Origin of the sequence: Pseudomonas sp. P7758, from assembly GCF_013386485.1 — a bacterium.
In the GTDB taxonomy this organism is placed as follows: domain Bacteria; phylum Pseudomonadota; class Gammaproteobacteria; order Pseudomonadales; family Pseudomonadaceae; genus Aquipseudomonas.
In genome coordinates, this window is sequence record NZ_JACARS010000043.1 from 24,857 (window position 1) to 43,699 (window position 18,843).

Consider the following 18,843-nt stretch of genomic DNA (forward strand, 5'->3'; position numbering starts at 1 on the left):
CTTATTTCCATAAATACTGAGTTTGCATTTGGTAATTCTATTTTGGACTTAACGCCGATGGGGGCCTGTGCGTTCATCAATGGTGACCCGCCGCGCTTCACGGGCTTCCCACCACAGACCTTGTGCCGGACCGAGCCCGTCGCAAAAACGAATTCCAAGGATTTACCCCCATGCCCCCCGCGTTTCCGTTCACCTCCCGAAAAGCCTGGCCCTTGCTGGGCTTTGGCGCCGCCCTGAGCTTCAGCCCGGTTTCCCAGGCTGACGACACATTGCAACTGGCACCCGTCGAAGTCAGCAGCGCCGAACTCAGCGCCGACGAACTGGCCGAGGTCCAGCTCAAGAGCGTTCCCGGCGCTACCAACTACATCGACATGGGCAGCGTCGATCAGGGGCGGGTGAGCACCAACGAGGACGTATTCAAGTACCAGGCCGGTGTTTATGCCAAGGCGGCAAACAACGAAGGGGTGAAGCTTTCGATCCGTGGCTCGGGTATCAACCGGGGCCCAGGCGCCCACGCTTCCGGCCTGTATGAAACCTTCGACGGCCTGCCACTGACCGGCCCGGGTGGCACGCCCTACGAACTCAAGGACCCGTTGTGGCTCAGCCGCGTTGAAGTGCTGCGTGGCGCCAACGGTTTTGACCAGGGCGCATTGGCCCTGGGTGGGGCAGTCAATTACGTGACCCACACCGGCTACGACGCGCCCAGGCTGCAAGTACGCTACGAAGCCGGCAGCCATGGCTACGGCCAGCGGGAGATCAGCTCGGGCCAGGTGCTGGGGGATGCCGACTACTACATCAGCCTCACCGACTCGCAATACGACGGTTTCCAGGACCACAGCGCCGGCAGCGGCAAGGGCATCGCGGCCAACTTCGGCTACCGCTTCAACCCCGACCTGGAAACCCGCTTCTACTTTCGCTACCGCGAAACCGACAACGATTCCCCCGGCAAACTGACCCGCGACCAGATCAGCCACGACCCGCGCGCCGCCGCCAGCCTCAACGTGGCGCGAGACTCGAAACGCACGCAACCGGGCTCGACCTGGATCGCCAACAAAACCACCCTGCACCTGGACGACAACGCCCGGGTCGAGGTCGGGCTGGCGTATCACGATTACCCGATGGACCTGCGCGAGGGCACCAACCGTCTCAAGGTTGCCTACACCGACGTCAGCGGCACCCTGAATTACATCCGCCAGGACACATTGTTCGGGCGTGACAGCAAGACCACCCTCGGCCTGCGCACCACCCAGGCGATGCCGAACAACGGTGGCTCGGAATTCGTGCGGATCCCCACCGGCAATACGGCGGGCTACACACCCGGCACCAAGACCCGCGACTACAGCTACCTGGGTTCGGACACCGTGCTGCATATCGGCAACGACCTGGAACTGCTGCCGGACCTTTGGCTGACCACCGGGCTGGCGGCGATCTATACCCGTCGTGAAACCGAAGTCAGCTACCCGCAGACCCACACACCCGTCAGCCAGCACGATTGGGATTACGCGCCCAGGGTTGGCCTGCGCTACGACTTCAGCCCCCAATTGCAGGTGTACGGCAACCTGAGTCGCTCGGTGGAACCGCCCCATGCGTGGTCGATGATCTGGGGTTCCAACAAGTACTTCCCCGTGGGCAGCGGCCCGGCCAGCGGTTTGCAACGTGAAGGGGTGAAGCTGAAAAACCAGACCGCCACCACCCTGGAAGTCGGCGGTCGCGGTGAAGCGTGGTTCGGTCAGTGGGACCTGGCGCTGTACCGCTCCGAGGTGCGCCACGAACTGCTCAGCGTCGAAACCCAGGCCGCGACGTCCACCACGTCCGCAATAATCGCCGAATCCAACGCCAGCCCAACCGTGCACCAAGGCCTGGAGCTGAGCCTGATCAGCCCGCTGTGGGACGGTGGCCGCACGGGCCAGCTCGCCCTGCGCCAGGCCTACACCTACAGCGACTTCCACTACCGCAACGACGACCGCTTCGGCGACAACACCTTGCCCGGCATCCCCAGGCACTACTACCAGGCGCAATTGCGCTACAGCCACCCGAGCGGTTTCTACACCAGCCTCAATGGCGAACATTCATCGCGGGTCGCGGTGGACTACGCCAACTCCTACTACGCGGCGGCCTACACACTGCTCGGCGCGACGCTCGGGTACGACGCGCCGAAGCACGACTGGCAAGCCTGGGTCGACCTGCGCAACCTGACCAACCGGCGTTACGCGAACACGGTCACGCCGGGTTATGACGACAAGGGGCTGGATGTGGCGCGGTCGACGCCGGGGGATGGCATGGGGGTTTACACCGGGGTTTCCTGGAGCTGGCGTTAATCCGTAAAGTGTTTGATGTTCGCAGTGGGTGATTGCGGGCAAAGGTCACGTTCAGCGAACGAAGGCTGCATGCACCAGGCGCTGCAGCTGCGTTCGCTCCCACAGGCTCATCAGATCGAGCGGATTGGTGCCGTAACGTTGCCAGGTGTCCAGTGAACCTTGCCTGTTATCCGGTGCAATACAGCGCAGGCAGCACTCCAGAGCCGTCCCGCAGGTTGACAGCGTGACCTGCCAGCCGTCGATGTCGACAACCATTTGCTCGTCGCTGGAGCTGACGGGTTTCAGCGTTCGAACCTCTAATGCCACGTCCTTGAGCAGTTGATAGGCCTCGCGGGTGGAGACCGTGTTGGCGAAGGTTGTCATGCGTGATGTCCTTGTATGAGTCGCAGAAGTGTCGCGTGCGCACTGGTCGCTTTCAAGGTGGGCACAGCAAGTCGCAGATTCATTGCAACCCATCACTCCATCCTTGCTCCCCCTTCGTTTTACTGTCATCGTTCGCGCAATTGGTAATCTTTCTTGTTTGAGAAATTTTTGCGCATGCATGACTTTCCTGTAGCTGATGGTGATACAACCCGTCGCCAGCAGACCATCACCACCCTCTACAGCGACCATCATTCCTGGTTGCACGGTTGGCTGCGCAAGAAACTCGGCTGCTCGCAACATGCCGCCGACCTGGCCCACGACGCGTTTATCCGCATCCTGCTGCTGGCCGATCCCCATACCATCAAGGAACCCCGCGCCTTCCTGGCCACCACGGCGGGGCGCTTGATGATCGATGGCGCGCGTCGGCGGCGCATCGAAAAGGCCTACATGGAAGCCCTGGCGATCCAGAGCGAAGATGCCGGCATGCCGGACCCGGCGGCGATTCATGTGGCACTGCAGGCCCTGGAACGCATTGCCGAAATGCTCATCGGCCTGCCCGCCAAGGCCCGCGAGGCATTCCTGCTCAGTCGCCTCGACGGGCTGACCTACAGCGAAATCGCCGAACAACTGCAGGTGTCTTCCAGCACCGTGAAGAACTACATCTCCAGTGCGTTGGTGCATTGCTATCACACCCTGCACGGGGCGGACCCGCTGTCGTGAGTTCCGAGCAGATCATCAGTGAAGCCGCCCGCTGGCTGACGTTGTTGCACGACGACCACGTGACCGAGGCCGACCGCGCGGCCTTCGAGAAATGGTGCCAGGCCGATCCACGGCATGCCGTCGCCATCGAGCGCATGCGCAGCCTGTGGGGCAGCCTCGACGAGTTGCCCGCCGCCCCGGCGCGCATGGCCCTGAACCGTGCATTTGCCCCACAGAAAACAAGGTTTGCCGCCCGTAGCACCCAGGCCGTCGCGCTGTTGGGTGTGTTGCTGTGCGGCTGGGCCGGGATTGAGCGCCTGCCGGTGTGGATGGCCGACCAACGCACCAGCGTGGGCGAACGGCGCCAGGTGGCACTGACCGACGGCAGCCAGGTGCAGCTCAACAGCAACTCGGCACTGGACGTGAAGTTTGACGGCCACCAACGGGTGATCGAACTGTTGCAGGGCGAGATGTGGGTCGAGGTAGCCAAGGACGCGCAACGGCCGTTCGTGGTGCACACCGACCAGGGCACGGCCACGGCGTTGGGCACGCGGTTCCTGGTGCGCAAGGCCGAGGATGGCGCGACCGTGGTCACCGTGATCGAGTCCACCGTGGCCGTCAAAGGCACCGTTGCGGGCGACGTGAAAGTGCCGGCGGGGCAGAAGTCCACGCTCCAGGACGGCCGTGCCGGCACCCCACAACCCATCGGCAACGCCGACCCGGACGCCTGGACCCGTGGTTTGCTCAAGGTCGACGACCAACCCCTGAGCGAGGTCCTGCAAACCCTCGCCGGTTACCGCCATGGGCTGGTGCGCTTTGATCCGCAGGCGCTGCAAGGGATGCGCGTGTCCGGGGTATTCAAGCTCGACGACACCGGCGCGGCCCTGGCGTCACTGGCGGATAACCTGCCGATCAAGGTCGAGTACTTCACCGATTTGGTGGTGGTGATCAAGCCTCGGTAAAAAGTCTGAATAAAAACTGCTCTCATTCATACCCGATTTTCCGACATGGCCGTCATGACTAATAGAACCCCCATTTCCCAGGACTTCTCATGTCGCGCCTTGCTCGTCCTTTACAGCCATTGACCCTTTCAGTGGCGATGGCGTTTGCCGCCGTACCCCTGCTGACCGTTCAAGCGTCCTACGCGGCTGAAAGCGCTGCGTTCTCCATTCCCGCCGGTGACCTGAGCCAGGCCCTCAACAGCCTCGCCGAACAGGCGGGCCTGGTATTGGCCTTTGATTCGAGCCTGACCCGTGGCAAACACAGCAATGGCCTGAACGGGCAATACAATACCGACGCCGCCCTGGCCCAAGTGTTGGCCGGCAGCGGCCTGCAAGCCCTGAAGATCGCCGACGACCGCTACCGTCTCGAAGCCATCCCGCACACCGATGGCGCCATGGAGTTGCAGGCCACCACCATCAGCGGCGCGTACCAGTCGGAAAGCCCCACCGGCCCGGTGTCTGGCTACGTGGCCACCCGCAGCCTGTCGGGCACCAAGACCGACACCGCACTGATCGAAACCCCGCAGTCGATCTCCGTGGTCACCAAAGACCAGATGCGCGCGCAGAACGCCGAGAGCCTCAACCAGATCCTGCGCTACAGCGCTGCCGTGATCCCGGAAACCCGTGGCTCCACCGCCTCGCGTCTCGACCAGTTGACCATCCGTGGCTTCACCCCGGCGACCTACCTCGACGGCCTGCGCATGCCGTCGAGCCGGGATGCCTTGCCGCAAAAAGACGCCTTCGACCTGGAGCGCGTCGAAGTGCTGCGCGGGCCGGCGTCGGTGCTGTACGGGCAGGGCACCCCCAGCGGGGTGATCAACATGGTCAGCAAACGCCCGCTGGACACGCCGTTCCATGAAGTCGGCGTCGAGTACGGGACCTTCAACAAGAAGCGCACGACCTTTGACTTGAGTGGCCCGCTGGACGATCAAGGCGTGTATTCCTACCGCGTTGCCGGCCTGTTCGACGATGCCGACGGGCAGATCGACCACACCGAAACCCGGCGTCAATCCCTGTCCACCGCCTTCACCTGGCGCCCGGACGAGAATACCTCGCTGACCTTGCTCGGGCACTTCCAGAAGGACCCCAAGGGCGCGTCCTACGGCTCGATGCCAGCCTGGGGCTCGGTGCTGCACAGTCCGACCGGGCGCAAGATCGACGTGGATTTCTACGACGGCGAGAAAAGCTTCGAGAAGAGCGACCGCGAGTATTACTCCATCGGCTACGCCTTCGAACATCACTTCAACGATGTCTGGACTGTGCGCCAGAATGCGCGCTACCTGCGCAGCGAAGGGCAATACCGCAGCCTCTACAGCAACTACCTGGAGAGCGATTACCGCACCATCCGCCGCTCGACCACTGCCAGCGACGTGAACATCGACGCCTATGCCCTCGACAACCAGTTGCAGGCCAAATTCGACACCGGCCCGTTGCAGCACACCGTGCTGATGGGCGCCGATTACCAGAACACCAGCACTGACACCAAGTCGGGCAACGGCGTGTACACGGCAGGGCCTACGCTGGATATTTTCGACCCGGTCTACGGCGCGGCCGTGCCGGTGCCGGCCTACACCAGCGACGCCACCTCGCGCAGCGAGCAAACGGGGGTGTACCTGCAAGAGCAGATGAAGTGGGACAAATGGGTGCTGTTGATGGGCGGGCGTTATGACTGGGCCAGCACCGACAACAGTACCCTGGCGATGACCACCCAGAAAAAGACCAAGTCGTCCCAGGACAGCAAGGCCTTCACCGGCCGCCTGGGCCTGGTCTACCTGTTCGATAACGGCCTGGCGCCGTATGTCAGCTACTCGGAATCCTTCCAGCCGCAATCCGGCACGGGCTACGGCGGTTCGACGTTCCAGCCGACCGAGGGCAAGCAGACGGAAATCGGCATCAAGTACCAGCCGCCGGGCAGCAACAGCTTCATCACGGCTGCCATTTTCGACCTGCGCCAGACCAACGTACCGACGCTGGACCCGGACGCTTCCCACCTGTGCAACGGCTCGCGTTGCCAGATTCAGGACGGTGAAGTGCAATCCCGCGGGTTTGAACTGGAAGGCAAGGCCAGCCTGAACGACAACCTGGATATCACTGCGGCCTATGCCTACCTGGATAACCGCATCAGCAAATCCAACAACACCGTGCGTTATGCGCCCATCAGCGACATCGGTGTCGGTCCGGCCATTGCGGCCGAAGGCACCACCACCTACGCCGTTCCGCGTCATACCGCGTCGGCCTGGGCGGATTATACCCTGCACGACGGCACGCTGAAGGGCTTCGGCGTAGGCGCCGGTGCGCGCTATGTCGGTTCTTCCTGGGGCGATACCGCCAACACCCTGAAGGTGCCGGGCTACACCTTGTTCGATGCAGCGGTGCACTACGACATTCCGCACATCAATCGTCAGGGTGACAACCTGCGCCTGGCAGTGAACGCCACCAACCTGGCGAATAAAGAGTACGTCGCGTCCTGCTATTCCTACTCGTGGTGCTGGTATGGCTCGCAGCGTACCGTGCAGGCCAGTGCGACCTATCAGTGGTAAATAAAAAGGCCTTGGCGAAAGGATTCGGGAGCAGCATCGCCAAGGCCGAAAAACGTTAGTTCGCCACCGGCTCAATCAGCTTGGAAACCACCGGCGCCTGCCACTGCTCCAGGGCATCAATCAGGGCGCCGGGGTCTGCGTTGAACATCAGCATCCGGCTGTGTTCGACCTTCATGAAGCCCTCCTGCACAGCGTGATCGAGCAGGGCGCGCACCGGGTTGAAGAACCCCGCCGTATTCAGGCACGCCACGCCCTTGTGGTGTTCGCCGACCTGGGTCAGCGTGGCCGCCTCGAACAACTCCTCCAGGGTACCCAGCCCGCCGGGCAAGGCAATGAAACCGTCGGCGCAGTCGCTCATGCGTGTCTTGCGGCTGCGCATGTCTTGGGTCACTTCATGGTGGGTAAGCCCGGCGTGGGAATGGCCGCGTTCATGCAGTAACTCGGTGATCACGCCGATGACTTCGCCACCTTCAGCCAGCGCAGCGTCCGCCACCACGCCCATCAAGCCCTTGTGGGTGCCGCCGTAGACCAGGCGTATGCCGCGCCGGGCGATTTCCCGGCCGAGGGCTTGGGCGCCATCCGCATAGCGCGGGTTGAAGCCGAAATTGGTACCGCAGAAAACTGCGAGGCTGCGCAGGGGAGTGGGCATGGGCATTCCAGGCGGGTGAGGACAGGCTGTCCAGCATGGCGCCACTCGCCGGTGGGCAAAAGAGCCAAGAACCGGCTGGCGGATCAGGCCATGAGTGCGTCCAGGATGCGTTTTCCAAGGGCTTCGGCGATGGCCTCGGACTCGATATTGGCAAAGCCCAGCAGCAGGCCGGGGCCGGTCTGGCCTTGAATGTTCCAGTCGCTCAAGGCTTCGGCATAAATGCCGGCCTGCGTCAGTCGTTCCACGCACAGGCGGTCTGACTGTTGTGCATTGAGGCGCAGGATCAAGTGCATCCCGCCCGGCTGGGCGTCAATCGAAATATGCTCGCCCAAGGCCTTGCGCAAGCCCCTGGCGGTGGCCTCCCGACGCTCACCGTAGAGCTTGCGCATGCGCTGGATATGCCGCGCAAAATGCCCCTCGGTCATAAACGTTGCGACGATCGCTTGGGTCAACTCCGGGCAGCCCCCGAGGAAGGTCTGGCTGACATGTTCGAAGCGTTCCACTTGAGCTGCCGGCACCACCAGATAGGCCAGGCGGATGCCGGGGAACAAAACCTTGCTGAAGGTTCCGGCGTACAGCACTCGGCCGTCGCGGTCCAGGCTCTTGAGGGCCGGCAGCGGGCGGCTCACGTAGCGGTATTCGCCGTCGTAGTCGTCCTCGATGATCCAGGCCTGCTGGCGACTCGCCCAATCCAGCAGTTCCAGGCGCCTGGGCAAGGACAGCGAGACACACAGCGGGCTTTGATGGGCCGGCGTGACCACTACGGCGCGGGCGCCTTTGCCCTGTTGCACGGCCCGGGATACCTGCATGCCATCCGGGTCCACCGGCACCGGTATGGCCTTGATATTCAGGTAATCCAGCAACGGCCGGGTGAACAGGTAGCCCGGGTCTTCCACCAGCACCCGATCGCCCGGTTCCAGCAGTGCATGGGCGATCAGCCCCAGCGTATTGCGATAGCCCGAGGTGACGAAGACCTGCGCCGGCGAACAGTGGATGCCCCGGGCGACCTGCAAGTAGCTGGCAATCGCCGTGCGCAGCGAGTGCAGGCCGAACACGCACGGGTTGGCCATGTCGGCGACCTGGGTGGCCCGCACGCAGCGGGCGGCGATTTTCGACCAGATCTTGCGAGGGAACGCATCCAGTGCGGGCAGCCCCATTTGAAACGGCAACACGGCGGCCTTGTGCCGCACGGCATTCTGGTCGCTGGCCGTCATGGGGCGCTCCGGCAGGCTGGCCTTGATCCCTTCAGCCACCACCGTGCCGGCCTGGCCTCGGGCCTGGATATAGCCCTCGGCTGCCAGCAGCGAATACGCCGTGTCGATGGTGCCCCTGGCCAACCCCAGCTCCTTGGCCAGGGCCCGGGCTGCGGGTATGCGTTCGCCCGGCTTGAGCAAACCGTCGGCAATCGCGCTGCGGAACCGCCAGTAAAGTTGCCGGTAAATCGGCTCCGCGGCGCCGGCGTCCAGCGGTGAAAAGGCCTTGATCGAAGTGCTCATCCGGCGGCGGGTCCTGTTCAGGTGGCGAAATAATCGTGCAGCGCCTGGTCGGTCTGGCGGCGCGTCTGGGCCAGAGTTTCCGGGCGGGAAGCGGTGCCTTCGACGGTGAAGAAGGTCACGTCATGCAGGCCGATCATGCCCAGTATGGTTTTCAGGTACGGCGTCAGGAAGTCCGGCTGGTGCGCGCGCTCCCCGGAAAACCGCCCGCCTGAGGCGATGGCGACGAACACTGGCCGGTCCTGCAACAGGCCGATCTTGCCCTGGGCCGAGATATCGAAGGTGCGGCGCACCCGTGCGATGTGATCGAGCCATAGCTTGAGGGCTGCGGGCACCGAGTAGTTATGCATGGGGGTGGCGATCACCACAATGTCGGCCAGCTCCAGTTCCTGAACAAGCCGCTCGGACTGGGCCATCGACCCCTCGGACGAGACGTCCACGAGGGACTGCTGGGACGTTGCATAAGGCTCGTCCACCGGTGCCAGGGCATTTGCGGCAATGCCGCGCTGGATCACCTCGGCGTCTGGATGCCGCTGGCGCAGGCATTCAATGATCTTGAGGGAGAGGGCGTTGCTTTCTGACGCTGGCCCGCGAGGGCTGGCACTGACATGGAGGATATTCATGGTGCGCTGCTTCCTGGATGGATGGCCTTCAGTCTACGAACCTCATGACCCAGGCCAAAGAGCCAAGAATCAAGATTCAGAGTAGGCCATGTCCGCGCATTCATGGTCTGGTGTTCAAGCCAGATCATGGATCTTTTGGGGTAGGCCATGGCGCCGCAAGATGGCGGCTTCATCCAACCGCTACAGGATTTCACCATGACAACGCGTCTCGACTACTCCAAAGCTTCCCCTGAAGGTTACAAGGCGTTCGGCGGGGTTTACGTCTACCTGCAAAACAGCGGCCTGTCCAAGGAGCTGATCGACCTGGTCTACCTGCGGGTTTCGCAAGTCAACGGCTGCGCCTTTTGCATCGACATGCACTCGCGGGACCTGCTCAAGCAAGGCCTGGCCGTGGACAAGCTGGTGCTGGTGCCAGTGTGGCACGACGCTGGCGCAGTCTTCACCCAGCGTGAGCGCGTGGCGCTGGCCTTTGCCGAAGCCGTGACCGCCAGTGATGTTTCGGACGCCGACTATGCGGCAGCGGCCGCCGAGTTCAGCGACAAGGAACTGGCTGACCTGACCTACGGCATCGCCTTGATGAATGCCTTCAACCGACTGGGCATCACCTTCCGTACCACGCCAGCGGCGGCTGCCAAGGCATAGCCAACGCTGATTCGGTGTGGCGGGGCTGCTCGCCACACACTCACTGTATTTCCTGAGGGCTCATCCCATGGCATGGCTACTGCTCGGCTTGGCCGGCATCCTTGAAATCGCCTTCGCGTTCGCGATGAAGGCCTCGGACGGTTTCACCCGATTCACCCCCGGATTGCTCACCGTCGTGACCGGCGTTTCCAGCGTGATCCTGCTGTCGATGGCACTGCGCACCCTGCCGGTGGGCAGCGCCTACGCAGTGTGGACTGGAATCGGCGCAGCGGGCACCGCGATCCTCGGCATGGCTTTGCTGGGCGATTCCACCGCACCGTTACGAGTGCTGTGCATCGTACTGATCCTGGCCGGCGTGATCGGCCTGAAACTGGTCTCCGCCAACTAGTGCTGCCTGCGAGCGGGTATTTCTCGGAGATGGCCTTTTAACATTCCCACCCACTCTTTATCATCCGCCCCCAGCAACTCCGGCCATGGAGACGCTCCATTCACTAAGGAAGTCGTAATGCACATTGGAAAAATGCTGGGGTTGGCCCTGATCACGTTGTCGATGGGCGGCTGCGCCAGCTTCACGAAAGACGAAGTAGCACCCGTCACGCTGCCGTCGAAGGCCAGCTACGCCAACAAACCGAACGTCTACGTAGACTTCAAGTTCTACCAGGGCGAGCCGACAAATGCCGCCGCGGCCGAAGTCCCACAAGCGCGTGACATGCTCAAGCCACAGCTGCAGAAAGTCCTGACTGACTCCGGCCTGTTTGGTCGCGTGACCCTGGATGAATTCCAGAAGCAGCCAGGCGATTACAGCCTGCGCCTGAAGGTCTACAACCATCCACCGGGTGGCGGCCAACTGGTATTGGCCTTTATCAGCGGCTTTACCTTCACCATCATTCCGGCGCTGGGGACTGATCAGTACACCATGAAGCTGGAATCGGTGGACGCACAAGGCCAGGCGCTGAGCACCGGCACCAACCACGACTCGATCAATACCTGGATGGGCATCTGGTTCATCCCGTTGATGGCCAATACGCCGAAAGACGCGGTGACCGATACCTTCACCCGCCAGGTCAATGCCCTGCTCAAGCAAATGGTCGACGGTAATAACCTGAAGTATTCGGCGCTGGATGCCGGCGTGCCACGGGCGTGACACGTAACTGAACGTTTGAAACAGCTGCGAGGGCAGGGTGGCCGATCCTCGCAGCCCAGGCCTTACTTAAGCGCCTTGATGAACAACGGGTCGCTGTACAGCGACTTGAGCAAATCCCGCACCATCGGGTTGTAGGCGTTGGCGGCATTCGGGATCGCAATGAACCCGAAGAACGAACTGGGCCAGGTGTGATTCACTTCCTTGGTCGCGTCGTACACCACGTCATTGCCCTTGAGCAGGGTAAACCGCGCGGCCAGGGTGCCGTTGCCGGAGCCCATGCCTGCCGACAGCGAATTCTTCACCACCAGCACTTGCAGATGACGTTCTGCTTGCGGGTTCAGCAGGCCTGCCAGTTGCAGTTCCTGGGTGATTGCAGCCTGGATATGCGCCGGAATGCTGCCACTGGGCGAGCGGATCGGGTTGGCACGTACAGACAACGAGCCTTCGCCCGACGCGGCCGTCACCTGGGCATTGCTGACGGGTTGCAGCGGCGCTGCCTGCTTGAGGACCTGGACGTTATCGAAGTTCGGCTCGTATTGCGTCATGGTGACGCCGCAGCCTTGCAACAGCAGCGCGAGCAATGGGGTCAACAGTAGAAGCTTTTTCACGGCGTTTCCTTGCGTGAGTGTGGGAGAGCGCCGCGATTATCGTCAGGCAATGGGCCATCGGCAACCAATAGTGGCAAAATGCCTGAATGGCAACGCTGTTACTCGGTTCGGTTTCAGGTCGGAAAATTCACCGATAAGGCAATTTGCTGGCCCCTTTGTAACAAAATCCTCGCCAAAATCACTTTTATTTTCAGGTGGTTAGGCGGGATGCAAATGCGCAATGTTGGAATCATGCTGATCGCCTGTTCCCTGGCGGGTGGGGCGGTTTCGGTTGAGGCACGGGAGCTGCGGGACAACGACAAGTACATGTGCAGTTGGGGGGCTGGCACCGCCGCCCGGGCCCAGGAATTGAAGCTGTCGGGCGTCTCGCTGTACGCCGCGCGGCAGAAGCTGAAGACCTACCAGTTCAAGAAACCCTGGATGCACATGATGGCCATGGGCATCACCGAACAGACCTACGACAGCCGTTCGCGGGTCAAGCCCGAGGTGATTCGCCAGAGTTTTTATCAGGACTGTTTGCGCTACAAGCTGGCGCGTAAATAACCCTTATTTATCCAGCAGCAATTGGAGCCTTGAGAACGACTGGTCGTAGTTGGGCTCCCACGGAAAGCGCCCTTGTTTGTCCGGCCAGACCATTTGCAACGCAGGGAAATCAGCTTTGATCGAGGCGTAGAACCAGCCGGCATAACCGAGGTACTCGCGGTAGTGCCTGCGGTCTACAGGAATGAAGGCGATGCGCATGCCTTCGGCAATATCGTCATAGGGCTTGTAGGTTTCATAGGCGGCTTTTGCACCGGCAAAGCGGATCGCGGCGATGTTCAGCAACTGCTGGGCAATCTGCGGGGGCAGCCCGAATACGATGATTTCCGGTTGGCCGAAGTTGGCGTAGAACCCCAGGGAGTAGGCGAACGAAGGCTCACCGTCTTCAGCCCGCACATGCACATGGTGCCAGCCGATCTTCTTGATATCCGCCAACACCTTCTCGTCATATTCCGAATCTGCCTTGGGCAACTGGAATCCCGGAAGCGGGGCCTTGGCTGAAGTGTTCATCGAGAACAATGAGGCGGCGAAGAGGGCGACGGCGCGAATGATGTTCATCAGAGTCCTTTCTGCGGGATCAGGGGTTGAAAGCGCGATGAGGCTAGCAGTGTTGGGTTCGCTCGGCAAAGTGACCGATGCACCGCCCAGTACAAAATCTGCGTAAGCCTGTCCAACTTCGCCCCGGAGCCCGTCCGCATACTGGCCCCAGGTAATCGAAGAGGCACATGCCATGACCCGCTACGTCATCACCCCCAACGAAACCCCGTCCCTTGCCATCCACGGCGACGACGCCCGCTTCCCGCTGCGCCGGGTGTTCTGTGTCGGGCGCAACTACAGCGAACATGCCCGCGAAATGGGCCACGACCCCGACCGCGAGCCGCCGTTCTTTTTCATGAAGCCAGCTGATGCCGTGGTGCCCGCCGAGGGCGTGATCGCCTATCCGCCGCTGACCGCCGATCTGCACCATGAAGTCGAGTTGGTGGTGGCCATCGGCAAGGGCGGCGTGGACATCGCCCCGGAAGATGCGTTTGCGCATATCTGGGGTTACGGCTTGGGCATCGACCTGACCCGCCGCGACCTCCAGGCCCAGGCGAAAAAGCTGTCGCGGCCGTGGGAATGGGCCAAGGCCTTTGATGAGTCGGCACCTTGCACTCCGCTGCGGCCGGTGAGTGCCGTCGGCCACCCGGGCACTGGGCGAATCTGGCTCAAGGTGAATGGCGAGCAACGTCAAGTGGGCGATCTGGCAGACCAGATCTGGTCGGTCAGTGAGGTGATCAGCCACGCGTCCAAATCCGTGGCGCTGAAAGCCGGCGACTTGATCTTTACCGGCACCCCGGCGGGCGTCGGCGCCTTGCAACCGGGCGATGTGGTGACCGCCGGGATCGACGGCCTGGCCGAGCTGAGCTTCACCCTCGGCCAGGGTTGACGCTACAGTGGTGCCCAGGCCCCCCGAGAAACGCGTATGCCCGGCACCCGCATCACCACCTATGGCATGGAACAACGCAGCGACCGCTCCGACTTCTACATCCGCGACAAGCGGGGCAGGGCGGCGCTGACCAGTCCCCATCGCCACGAATATTTCCAGATCCAGATCAACCTGGGCGGCGACACCGTGCAGCACATCGGCGGTGCGGTGCGCCCGTTCCCGAAAAAGGCCCTGGCCTTTATCCTGCCCCATCGCCTGCACGTGATTCCCCATCCCGACGACGGCGACTTCATGCTGATCAATTTCAGCCAGGGTTTTTTCCTGCCGCAACTGACCTGCGACCCGCTGGACCTGGAAGACATCCCCATCGGCCAGGCGCCGGAGCTGTCGCCGTTCCGCTTCCAGGAGCAGTTGGACTTCATCCTCGACGACGCGGCCTTCGAAGAAGTCAAAACCTGGCTGGAACACATGCGTAGCCTGGACGCCCACCGCAGCTTCGGCGCCCGGGAGCGGCTCAAGGGTTACCTGTTCCAGTTGATCGGGCTGGTGTGCCAACAGTACGCCGAACCGCTCCAGGCGTTCGCCGCCAACAACGCCACCCGGCGTGGCCGCAAGGATGCCCTGGCCCGGGTGCAAGGCTATATCCGCGAGCATTTGCACGAGCCGTCGCTGAACCTGACGGATGCCGCGGCGGCGGCGTTCCTGTCGCCCAACTACCTGACCCACCTGTTGCGCAAGGAAACCGGCAAACCCTTCTCCCAGTTGGTGCTCGACCGGCGCATGCAACTGGCGCGCACGCTGCTGCTCAACAGCCCGCAGATGATCGGCGCGATTGCGCACCGCTGCGGGTTTACCGACGAGGCGTATTTTTCCCGGTGTTTCCGCAAGGCCCACGGGCTGGCGCCGGGGCAGTTCAGGCGCCGTGAGCAGGATTAACGCGCAATCCGGCTGACTGTTTTACAAATCCACCACAACCGATGTGTTTCAATTTACATACAATTGAGCGTCTCATCGGGAGGCGGTGCACATGGGTTCGGTTATACGGTTGGCAACTCCGGGCGATATCAATGCCATTTTCGACATTCGCACCGCAGTGGTGCAGAACTACTTAAGCCGCGAGCAGATGGCTGAGCTGGGCATTACCCCGCAAGTCGTCGCCGACAGCATGCGCGAGGCGCCGTGCGTATGGCTTGCCGAACTGGACGGCAGGCCTGTCGCGTTTGCAATGGTTGATCTTGCCGAAGGCGAGGTGTTCGCCCTGTTTGTATTGCCGTCTCACGAGAACCTTGGGTTGGGCCGCCAATTGATGGCAGTGGCCGAGGCCGCACTGTTCGAGCACCACGACACGCTCTTCCTGATCACGGATGGGCGGGATCAGATCCGTGCCAACGGTTTTTACCAGCGGCTTGGCTGGGCAGTGGTCGACACGGCCGAGGGCGACGATGTTCGCTATCAGAAACACAAGGTGCAATGAGTGTATGAGTGAGCTGGAACCCCCTCAATCCAACGCCTTGCGCTATTTTGGCGTCGGGGTTCTATGTGTCGCGGTGTTGTTGGGGACCTATTTCGTTCGGCTCAATGCCCAGGTAGACCGGCAGCGGGAAGAGGCGGCGGAGCGACTGGCGTTATGCCGTCAGGCAGCCAGTGTTTCGCGCGCCACGCCCCAGGACGAACTTGTATTGGTGGATCCGTGCAAACACCTGTATCAGCACTATTTGAAGAAGCCCACGCACTTTTAATCAATAACCTTATTTTTATCGCGGAATTAAACAGCGAAGTTTGTTTAACGATGCGCTGTTATTGCACCAAAAAGTGGCATTTCCAATAATCGGATCCATTAAAAAAGTGTGGTTATTGAATGACTTAGCGCTGTTTTAATCCGACGAAAGGTTGAAAATTATCTTGTTACAAGTTTTCCCGCTGGGTAATATAGCCGGGCGTTCACCTCCCACGGTTTATGCATTTTTAAATCCCAAGTTTCCATCAGCTACTTGGGATTTTTTTTGCCCGCGATTTGAGCGTTGTATCAATCCTCTACGTCGGCAAACTCTGCGCGCATCCGCCCATTGCGCTTGGCCTGGTACAGCAATTTGTCGACGGCTTCGACAAAGGCCAGCGCCGCGCCGCCCGGCGTTACCGTGCAAGTGCCTACGCCCAGGCTCAGTGTCAGCAGGTCCGACACCGCCGAGTGCTCATGCGCGATCTGCTGCTGGCGGATCAAGTGCAGGCAGCGTTCGGCCACGCGCCGTGCCGACTCGGCATCGGTTTCCGGCAACAACCACACAAATTCCTCGCCGCCGATGCGCGCAATGAAGTCCCGTGGCCGGTTGGCCGCCTGCGACAGCGTGCGTGCCACCTGGCGCAGGCATTCGTCGCCCTTGATATGCCCGTAGAGGTCGTTGTACTGCTTGAAATAGTCGATATCCAACAGGATCAACGACAGCGGCAATTGGCTGCGCTGGGCGCTGGTCCATTCCCGCGCCAGCACGGTGTCGAACATGCGCCGGTTGGCGATGCCGGTGAGGCCGTCCTGGAACGAATACTCTTCCAGCTGCTTCTGCAGGCGAATCAGGTGTTCCTCGGTCTTCTTGCGCTCGCTGATGTCGAACATGAAGCCGATCAGCGCCTGCACCTCGCCGTCCTTGCGCTCCACGTGCACCACGTCGCGAATCCACACGTACTCACCGCTGGCGGTCAGCGCCCGGTAATCGGCTTCATGATCGACCCCGGCGCGGGACTGCGAGACGCAGAAGTTGACCACGTATTCGCGGTCATCCGGGTGCATGCGTTCCACCCAGTCGTCCACGGTGGCCCAGCTCTGTGGCGTCCAGCCCAGCAGCGCCTCGATTTGCGGGCCGATGTAGCTGAAGGTCATGGTCGGCCAGTCGATGCGCCAGGGGATGGCCTTGGTCGATTCCAGCAACGTCTTGTACACAGCACTGTCGGGTTCGATCAAAGGTTCGATACTCATGCGGGGTGCTCTCGGTGTCGGAAAAAACCAGAGCATCTGGCCATCATCGCCAGGAAGCAAGCCCTTCGCGTGGCATCGGATAAGAGGGGGGCTGTGTGGTTTTTCTGGCGTCAGCCGGCCAGCGGTTTTAGCCGAAATGCGCACTAAGTATCACTTTTGAATTAATTCCCGGGCAGTTTGAAAAAGCTCATCTACCCTAGACGGATCACGTCCTCCGAGCCCCGTACAGGGAAGGGTGCCCGCATGATTTCGATCGCCGAGTTTCGCCACATCATGGAGTCGGGCTTCCTGCCCCTCGCCTGTGACTGCTCATTGAACAGCGACGGTTCGCTGCGCATCAACATCTTCGACCCGGTCTCCGGGCGCGTCGACCTGCTGCTGACCCGTGTGTCGCCCCAGGGTCTGGACAGCATCCGTTCCATCTCAAACCTGATTGGCGAACTGCGCACCGAGATCAAGGCCGGGCGCAGGGGGTTTGCAGCGGTCAGTTAGCGGATCAGGAGATCGCTTGTGCCGTCGGGGTAGTCACTACCCCGTAACCGCGCCAGCAGCAATGCTCGCGGTGCCCCGGCAGGAACACGCAGCCGCCAAGGTTCATGAGCAGGACGGCGGCAACCAGCAGTGAAATTCGACGAGACATGGTGATTTCCTCAAGGTGATGGGCGTCGCCAACCAACAGAACGCGCCTGTCGATTACCAACGGTTAACCCTTGAACGCGGCCATATGGATAAATCCGTCGCGACCTTTCAACAATTTCATCAACTCCCCGCAAACCCTGCGCAATACTGGCCCCGCCTGCCGTCCTGAGCGGTCGCGATAAAAAGTTCTTTTTGTTGCGACGGATTTTCGGACACCTGCCGTTCAACCCTACAACTGCGATCACTGGCGATCGCCGATGAAGGAGTTGTCATGAGACTTGCACGACCGCTGGCCAAATTACGTTATGCCCTGTTGATCCCGCTGGCACTGGCCGGCCTGGTCAGCACGCCGACGTTTGCCCAGACCGAAGTGATCATCCGCGAAGCGCCACCGCCGATGCGCGTCGAGGCCGTTCCCGTCGAACGCCCTGGCTATGTGTGGGATCGCGGGCACTGGCGCTATGAAGGGCGCGGTTATGCCTGGGTACCGGGCCACTGGCAGCCGGTGATGCGCAACGCCCGTTGGGAACCTGGCCACTGGGAATCGCGCGGCCCCAACTGGTACTGGAGAGAAGGGCACTGGATCCGCTGAGCATTCCGTCAACCTGACCCTTAGCCACCGGACCGAGACTTGCCCTATTGAAAGACACTGATCCGGACGTTGAGCTGTTGGCCCGCATCGGTAACAACGAACCGGCGGCCATCAACGAAATGGTGACGCGCAAACTGCCGCGTTTGCTCGCGCTCGCCAGTCGGATCCTCGGGGATGCCGACGAGGCCAGGGACGTGGCCCAGGAAAGCTTTCTGCGTATCTGGCGCCAGGCTGCAAGCTGGCGCAGTGGCGAAGCGCGTTTCGACACCTGGCTGCACCGCGTGGCACTCAACCTGTGCCACGACCATTTGCGTCGGCGCAAGGAGCGCCCGTTGCGCGATGAGGAGGCGATGAGCGAGGTGGTCGACACAGCGCCTGCGCCCGATGAACAGCTGGAAGCGGCCGCCCGCAGTGAGCGCATGGCGGCGGCGTTGGCGTCGCTGCCTGATCGCCAGCGTGAAGCGATTGTGTTGCAGTATTACCAAGAGCTGTCGAATATCGACGCCGCGGCGCTGATGAACATCAGCGTCGAGGCACTGGAGAGCTTGCTGTCACGGGCCCGGCGCAACCTGCGCAGTTACCTTGACGACACACC

23 protein-coding genes are annotated in these 18,843 nt (G+C 61.7%); 15 read left to right on the forward strand and 8 right to left on the reverse strand.

Annotated elements, in window-relative coordinates; translation table 11 throughout:
• The first annotated feature begins 170 nt into the window (after positions 1 to 170).
• Positions 171 to 2,318 (forward strand): TonB-dependent receptor domain-containing protein, encoded by a 2,148-nt coding sequence (locus HX873_RS09840; RefSeq protein WP_177122623.1) that lies wholly within the window; start codon positions 171 to 173, stop codon positions 2,316 to 2,318.
• Between the two features lie 51 nt (positions 2,319 to 2,369).
• On the opposite strand, the gene HX873_RS09845 is transcribed toward HX873_RS09840, so the two are convergent.
• Positions 2,370 to 2,681 carry a hypothetical protein gene (locus tag HX873_RS09845; RefSeq protein WP_102605590.1) on the reverse strand — a complete coding sequence of 104 codons (312 nt, stop codon included), beginning with the start codon at positions 2,679 to 2,681 and terminating at the stop codon, positions 2,370 to 2,372.
• Between the two features lie 174 nt (positions 2,682 to 2,855).
• Between HX873_RS09845 and HX873_RS09850 the strand changes: the two genes are divergently transcribed.
• The 3 genes from HX873_RS09850 (at position 2,856) to HX873_RS09860 (ending at position 6,921) form a co-directional block, all read left to right on the forward strand.
• Complete coding sequence (locus HX873_RS09850) at positions 2,856 to 3,401, forward strand: sigma-70 family RNA polymerase sigma factor (RefSeq protein WP_102605591.1); 546 nt, start codon at positions 2,856 to 2,858, stop codon at positions 3,399 to 3,401.
• Complete coding sequence (locus tag HX873_RS09855) at positions 3,398 to 4,342, forward strand: FecR family protein (RefSeq protein WP_134326913.1); 945 nt, start codon at positions 3,398 to 3,400, stop codon at positions 4,340 to 4,342. Before HX873_RS09850 ends, HX873_RS09855 begins: the two co-directional genes overlap by 4 nt.
• Positions 4,343 to 4,431: 89 nt before the next feature.
• Entirely contained in the window at positions 4,432 to 6,921 is a 2,490-nt protein-coding gene (locus tag HX873_RS09860) for a TonB-dependent siderophore receptor (RefSeq protein WP_177122624.1), read from the forward strand.
• A 55-nt stretch (positions 6,922 to 6,976) separates the two neighbouring features.
• Here the strand turns inward: HX873_RS09860 and HX873_RS09865 are convergent, their stop codons facing one another.
• The 3 genes from HX873_RS09865 to HX873_RS09875 form a co-directional block, all read right to left on the reverse strand.
• Positions 6,977 to 7,576: a TIGR00730 family Rossman fold protein gene (locus tag HX873_RS09865; protein ID WP_168197513.1), complete on the reverse strand. Its 600-nt coding sequence runs from the start codon at positions 7,574 to 7,576 to the stop codon at positions 6,977 to 6,979.
• Positions 7,577 to 7,653: 77 nt separating this feature from the next.
• On the reverse strand, positions 7,654 to 9,066 hold the full coding sequence (locus HX873_RS09870) for a PLP-dependent aminotransferase family protein (protein ID WP_177122625.1): 1,413 nt from the start codon (positions 9,064 to 9,066) through the stop codon (positions 7,654 to 7,656).
• 17 nt (positions 9,067 to 9,083) lie between these two features.
• Positions 9,084 to 9,686, reverse strand: a complete 603-nt coding sequence (locus tag HX873_RS09875) for an FMN-dependent NADH-azoreductase (RefSeq protein ID WP_102369408.1) — start codon at positions 9,684 to 9,686, stop codon at positions 9,084 to 9,086.
• Positions 9,687 to 9,881: 195 nt separating this feature from the next.
• Between HX873_RS09875 and HX873_RS09880 the strand changes: the two genes are divergently transcribed.
• The 3 genes from HX873_RS09880 (at position 9,882) to HX873_RS09890 (ending at position 11,472) form a co-directional block, all read left to right on the forward strand.
• Positions 9,882 to 10,328: a carboxymuconolactone decarboxylase family protein gene (locus tag HX873_RS09880; protein ID WP_029615984.1), complete on the forward strand. Its 447-nt coding sequence runs from the start codon at positions 9,882 to 9,884 to the stop codon at positions 10,326 to 10,328.
• Positions 10,329 to 10,395: 67 nt separating this feature from the next.
• Positions 10,396 to 10,716 carry a multidrug efflux SMR transporter gene (locus tag HX873_RS09885; RefSeq protein WP_087693029.1) on the forward strand — a complete coding sequence of 107 codons (321 nt, stop codon included), beginning with the start codon at positions 10,396 to 10,398 and terminating at the stop codon, positions 10,714 to 10,716.
• A gap of 117 nt (positions 10,717 to 10,833) precedes the next feature.
• Complete coding sequence (locus HX873_RS09890) at positions 10,834 to 11,472, forward strand: hypothetical protein (protein WP_134326911.1); 639 nt, start codon at positions 10,834 to 10,836, stop codon at positions 11,470 to 11,472.
• Positions 11,473 to 11,534: 62 nt separating this feature from the next.
• On the opposite strand, the gene HX873_RS09895 is transcribed toward HX873_RS09890, so the two are convergent.
• The gene (locus tag HX873_RS09895) at positions 11,535 to 12,080 is read right to left on the reverse strand and encodes a hypothetical protein (RefSeq protein WP_003219695.1); all 546 of its coding nucleotides are present in this window, start codon (positions 12,078 to 12,080) and stop codon (positions 11,535 to 11,537) included.
• Between the two features lie 213 nt (positions 12,081 to 12,293).
• Between HX873_RS09895 and HX873_RS09900 the strand changes: the two genes are divergently transcribed.
• Positions 12,294 to 12,623 carry a hypothetical protein gene (locus HX873_RS09900; RefSeq protein ID WP_023658946.1) on the forward strand — a complete coding sequence of 110 codons (330 nt, stop codon included), beginning with the start codon at positions 12,294 to 12,296 and terminating at the stop codon, positions 12,621 to 12,623.
• Between the two features lie 3 nt (positions 12,624 to 12,626).
• On the opposite strand, the gene HX873_RS09905 is transcribed toward HX873_RS09900, so the two are convergent.
• Complete coding sequence (locus tag HX873_RS09905; protein WP_003219697.1) at positions 12,627 to 13,178, reverse strand: DUF4262 domain-containing protein; 552 nt, start codon at positions 13,176 to 13,178, stop codon at positions 12,627 to 12,629.
• Between the two features lie 172 nt (positions 13,179 to 13,350).
• On the opposite strand from HX873_RS09905, the gene HX873_RS09910 reads away from it, so the two are divergent.
• The 4 genes from HX873_RS09910 to HX873_RS09925 all read left to right on the forward strand — a co-directional run bounded on the left by HX873_RS09910 (position 13,351) and on the right by HX873_RS09925 (position 15,785).
• Entirely contained in the window at positions 13,351 to 14,046 is a 696-nt protein-coding gene (locus HX873_RS09910) for a fumarylacetoacetate hydrolase family protein (protein ID WP_102369405.1), read from the forward strand.
• A 36-nt stretch (positions 14,047 to 14,082) separates the two neighbouring features.
• Positions 14,083 to 14,982: an AraC family transcriptional regulator gene (locus tag HX873_RS09915; protein ID WP_087693025.1), complete on the forward strand. Its 900-nt coding sequence runs from the start codon at positions 14,083 to 14,085 to the stop codon at positions 14,980 to 14,982.
• A 91-nt stretch (positions 14,983 to 15,073) separates the two neighbouring features.
• Positions 15,074 to 15,520: a GNAT family N-acetyltransferase gene (locus tag HX873_RS09920; RefSeq protein WP_177122626.1), complete on the forward strand. Its 447-nt coding sequence runs from the start codon at positions 15,074 to 15,076 to the stop codon at positions 15,518 to 15,520.
• Positions 15,521 to 15,524: 4 nt separating this feature from the next.
• Positions 15,525 to 15,785 (forward strand): hypothetical protein, encoded by a 261-nt coding sequence (locus tag HX873_RS09925; protein WP_003219703.1) that lies wholly within the window; start codon positions 15,525 to 15,527, stop codon positions 15,783 to 15,785.
• 287 nt (positions 15,786 to 16,072) lie between these two features.
• On the opposite strand, the gene HX873_RS09930 is transcribed toward HX873_RS09925, so the two are convergent.
• Entirely contained in the window at positions 16,073 to 17,017 is a 945-nt protein-coding gene (locus HX873_RS09930; RefSeq protein ID WP_003219704.1) for a sensor domain-containing diguanylate cyclase, read from the reverse strand.
• 243 nt (positions 17,018 to 17,260) lie between these two features.
• On the opposite strand from HX873_RS09930, the gene HX873_RS09935 reads away from it, so the two are divergent.
• The gene (locus tag HX873_RS09935) at positions 17,261 to 17,509 is read left to right on the forward strand and encodes a DUF1652 domain-containing protein (protein ID WP_177122627.1); all 249 of its coding nucleotides are present in this window, start codon (positions 17,261 to 17,263) and stop codon (positions 17,507 to 17,509) included.
• Positions 17,510 to 17,513: 4 nt separating this feature from the next.
• On the opposite strand, the gene HX873_RS09940 is transcribed toward HX873_RS09935, so the two are convergent.
• Positions 17,514 to 17,657: a hypothetical protein gene (locus HX873_RS09940; RefSeq protein WP_166742173.1), complete on the reverse strand. Its 144-nt coding sequence runs from the start codon at positions 17,655 to 17,657 to the stop codon at positions 17,514 to 17,516.
• Positions 17,658 to 17,927: 270 nt separating this feature from the next.
• Here HX873_RS09940 and HX873_RS09945 point away from each other — a divergent pair, with 270 nt between their 5' ends.
• Both HX873_RS09945 and HX873_RS09950 read left to right on the forward strand, forming a co-directional pair.
• Positions 17,928 to 18,248 (forward strand): YXWGXW repeat-containing protein, encoded by a 321-nt coding sequence (locus tag HX873_RS09945; RefSeq protein ID WP_177122628.1) that lies wholly within the window; start codon positions 17,928 to 17,930, stop codon positions 18,246 to 18,248.
• Between the two features lie 47 nt (positions 18,249 to 18,295).
• Positions 18,296 to 18,843, forward strand: a 548-nt coding sequence (locus HX873_RS09950) for an RNA polymerase sigma factor (RefSeq protein ID WP_177122629.1), incomplete at its 3' end; no start/stop codon positions are given.

Coding starts and splice junctions, on each gene's coding strand:
- HX873_RS09840 (WP_177122623.1), top strand. CDS start 171: ATGCCCCCCGCGTTTCCGTTCACCTCCCGAAAAGCCTGGCCCTTGCTG.
- HX873_RS09845 (WP_102605590.1), bottom strand. CDS start 2,681: ATGACAACCTTCGCCAACACGGTCTCCACCCGCGAGGCCTATCAACTG.
- HX873_RS09850 (WP_102605591.1), top strand. CDS start 2,856: ATGCATGACTTTCCTGTAGCTGATGGTGATACAACCCGTCGCCAGCAG.
- HX873_RS09860 (WP_177122624.1), top strand. CDS start 4,432: ATGTCGCGCCTTGCTCGTCCTTTACAGCCATTGACCCTTTCAGTGGCG.
- HX873_RS09865 (WP_168197513.1), bottom strand. CDS start 7,576: ATGCCCATGCCCACTCCCCTGCGCAGCCTCGCAGTTTTCTGCGGTACC.
- HX873_RS09870 (WP_177122625.1), bottom strand. CDS start 9,066: ATGAGCACTTCGATCAAGGCCTTTTCACCGCTGGACGCCGGCGCCGCG.
- HX873_RS09875 (WP_102369408.1), bottom strand. CDS start 9,686: ATGAATATCCTCCATGTCAGTGCCAGCCCTCGCGGGCCAGCGTCAGAA.
- HX873_RS09880 (WP_029615984.1), top strand. CDS start 9,882: ATGACAACGCGTCTCGACTACTCCAAAGCTTCCCCTGAAGGTTACAAG.
- HX873_RS09885 (WP_087693029.1), top strand. CDS start 10,396: ATGGCATGGCTACTGCTCGGCTTGGCCGGCATCCTTGAAATCGCCTTC.
- HX873_RS09890 (WP_134326911.1), top strand. CDS start 10,834: ATGCACATTGGAAAAATGCTGGGGTTGGCCCTGATCACGTTGTCGATG.
- HX873_RS09900 (WP_023658946.1), top strand. CDS start 12,294: ATGCGCAATGTTGGAATCATGCTGATCGCCTGTTCCCTGGCGGGTGGG.
- HX873_RS09905 (WP_003219697.1), bottom strand. CDS start 13,178: ATGAACATCATTCGCGCCGTCGCCCTCTTCGCCGCCTCATTGTTCTCG.
- HX873_RS09910 (WP_102369405.1), top strand. CDS start 13,351: ATGACCCGCTACGTCATCACCCCCAACGAAACCCCGTCCCTTGCCATC.
- HX873_RS09915 (WP_087693025.1), top strand. CDS start 14,083: ATGCCCGGCACCCGCATCACCACCTATGGCATGGAACAACGCAGCGAC.
- HX873_RS09920 (WP_177122626.1), top strand. CDS start 15,074: ATGGGTTCGGTTATACGGTTGGCAACTCCGGGCGATATCAATGCCATT.
- HX873_RS09925 (WP_003219703.1), top strand. CDS start 15,525: ATGAGTGAGCTGGAACCCCCTCAATCCAACGCCTTGCGCTATTTTGGC.
- HX873_RS09930 (WP_003219704.1), bottom strand. CDS start 17,017: ATGAGTATCGAACCTTTGATCGAACCCGACAGTGCTGTGTACAAGACG.
- HX873_RS09935 (WP_177122627.1), top strand. CDS start 17,261: ATGATTTCGATCGCCGAGTTTCGCCACATCATGGAGTCGGGCTTCCTG.
- HX873_RS09940 (WP_166742173.1), bottom strand. CDS start 17,657: ATGTCTCGTCGAATTTCACTGCTGGTTGCCGCCGTCCTGCTCATGAAC.
- HX873_RS09945 (WP_177122628.1), top strand. CDS start 17,928: ATGAGACTTGCACGACCGCTGGCCAAATTACGTTATGCCCTGTTGATC.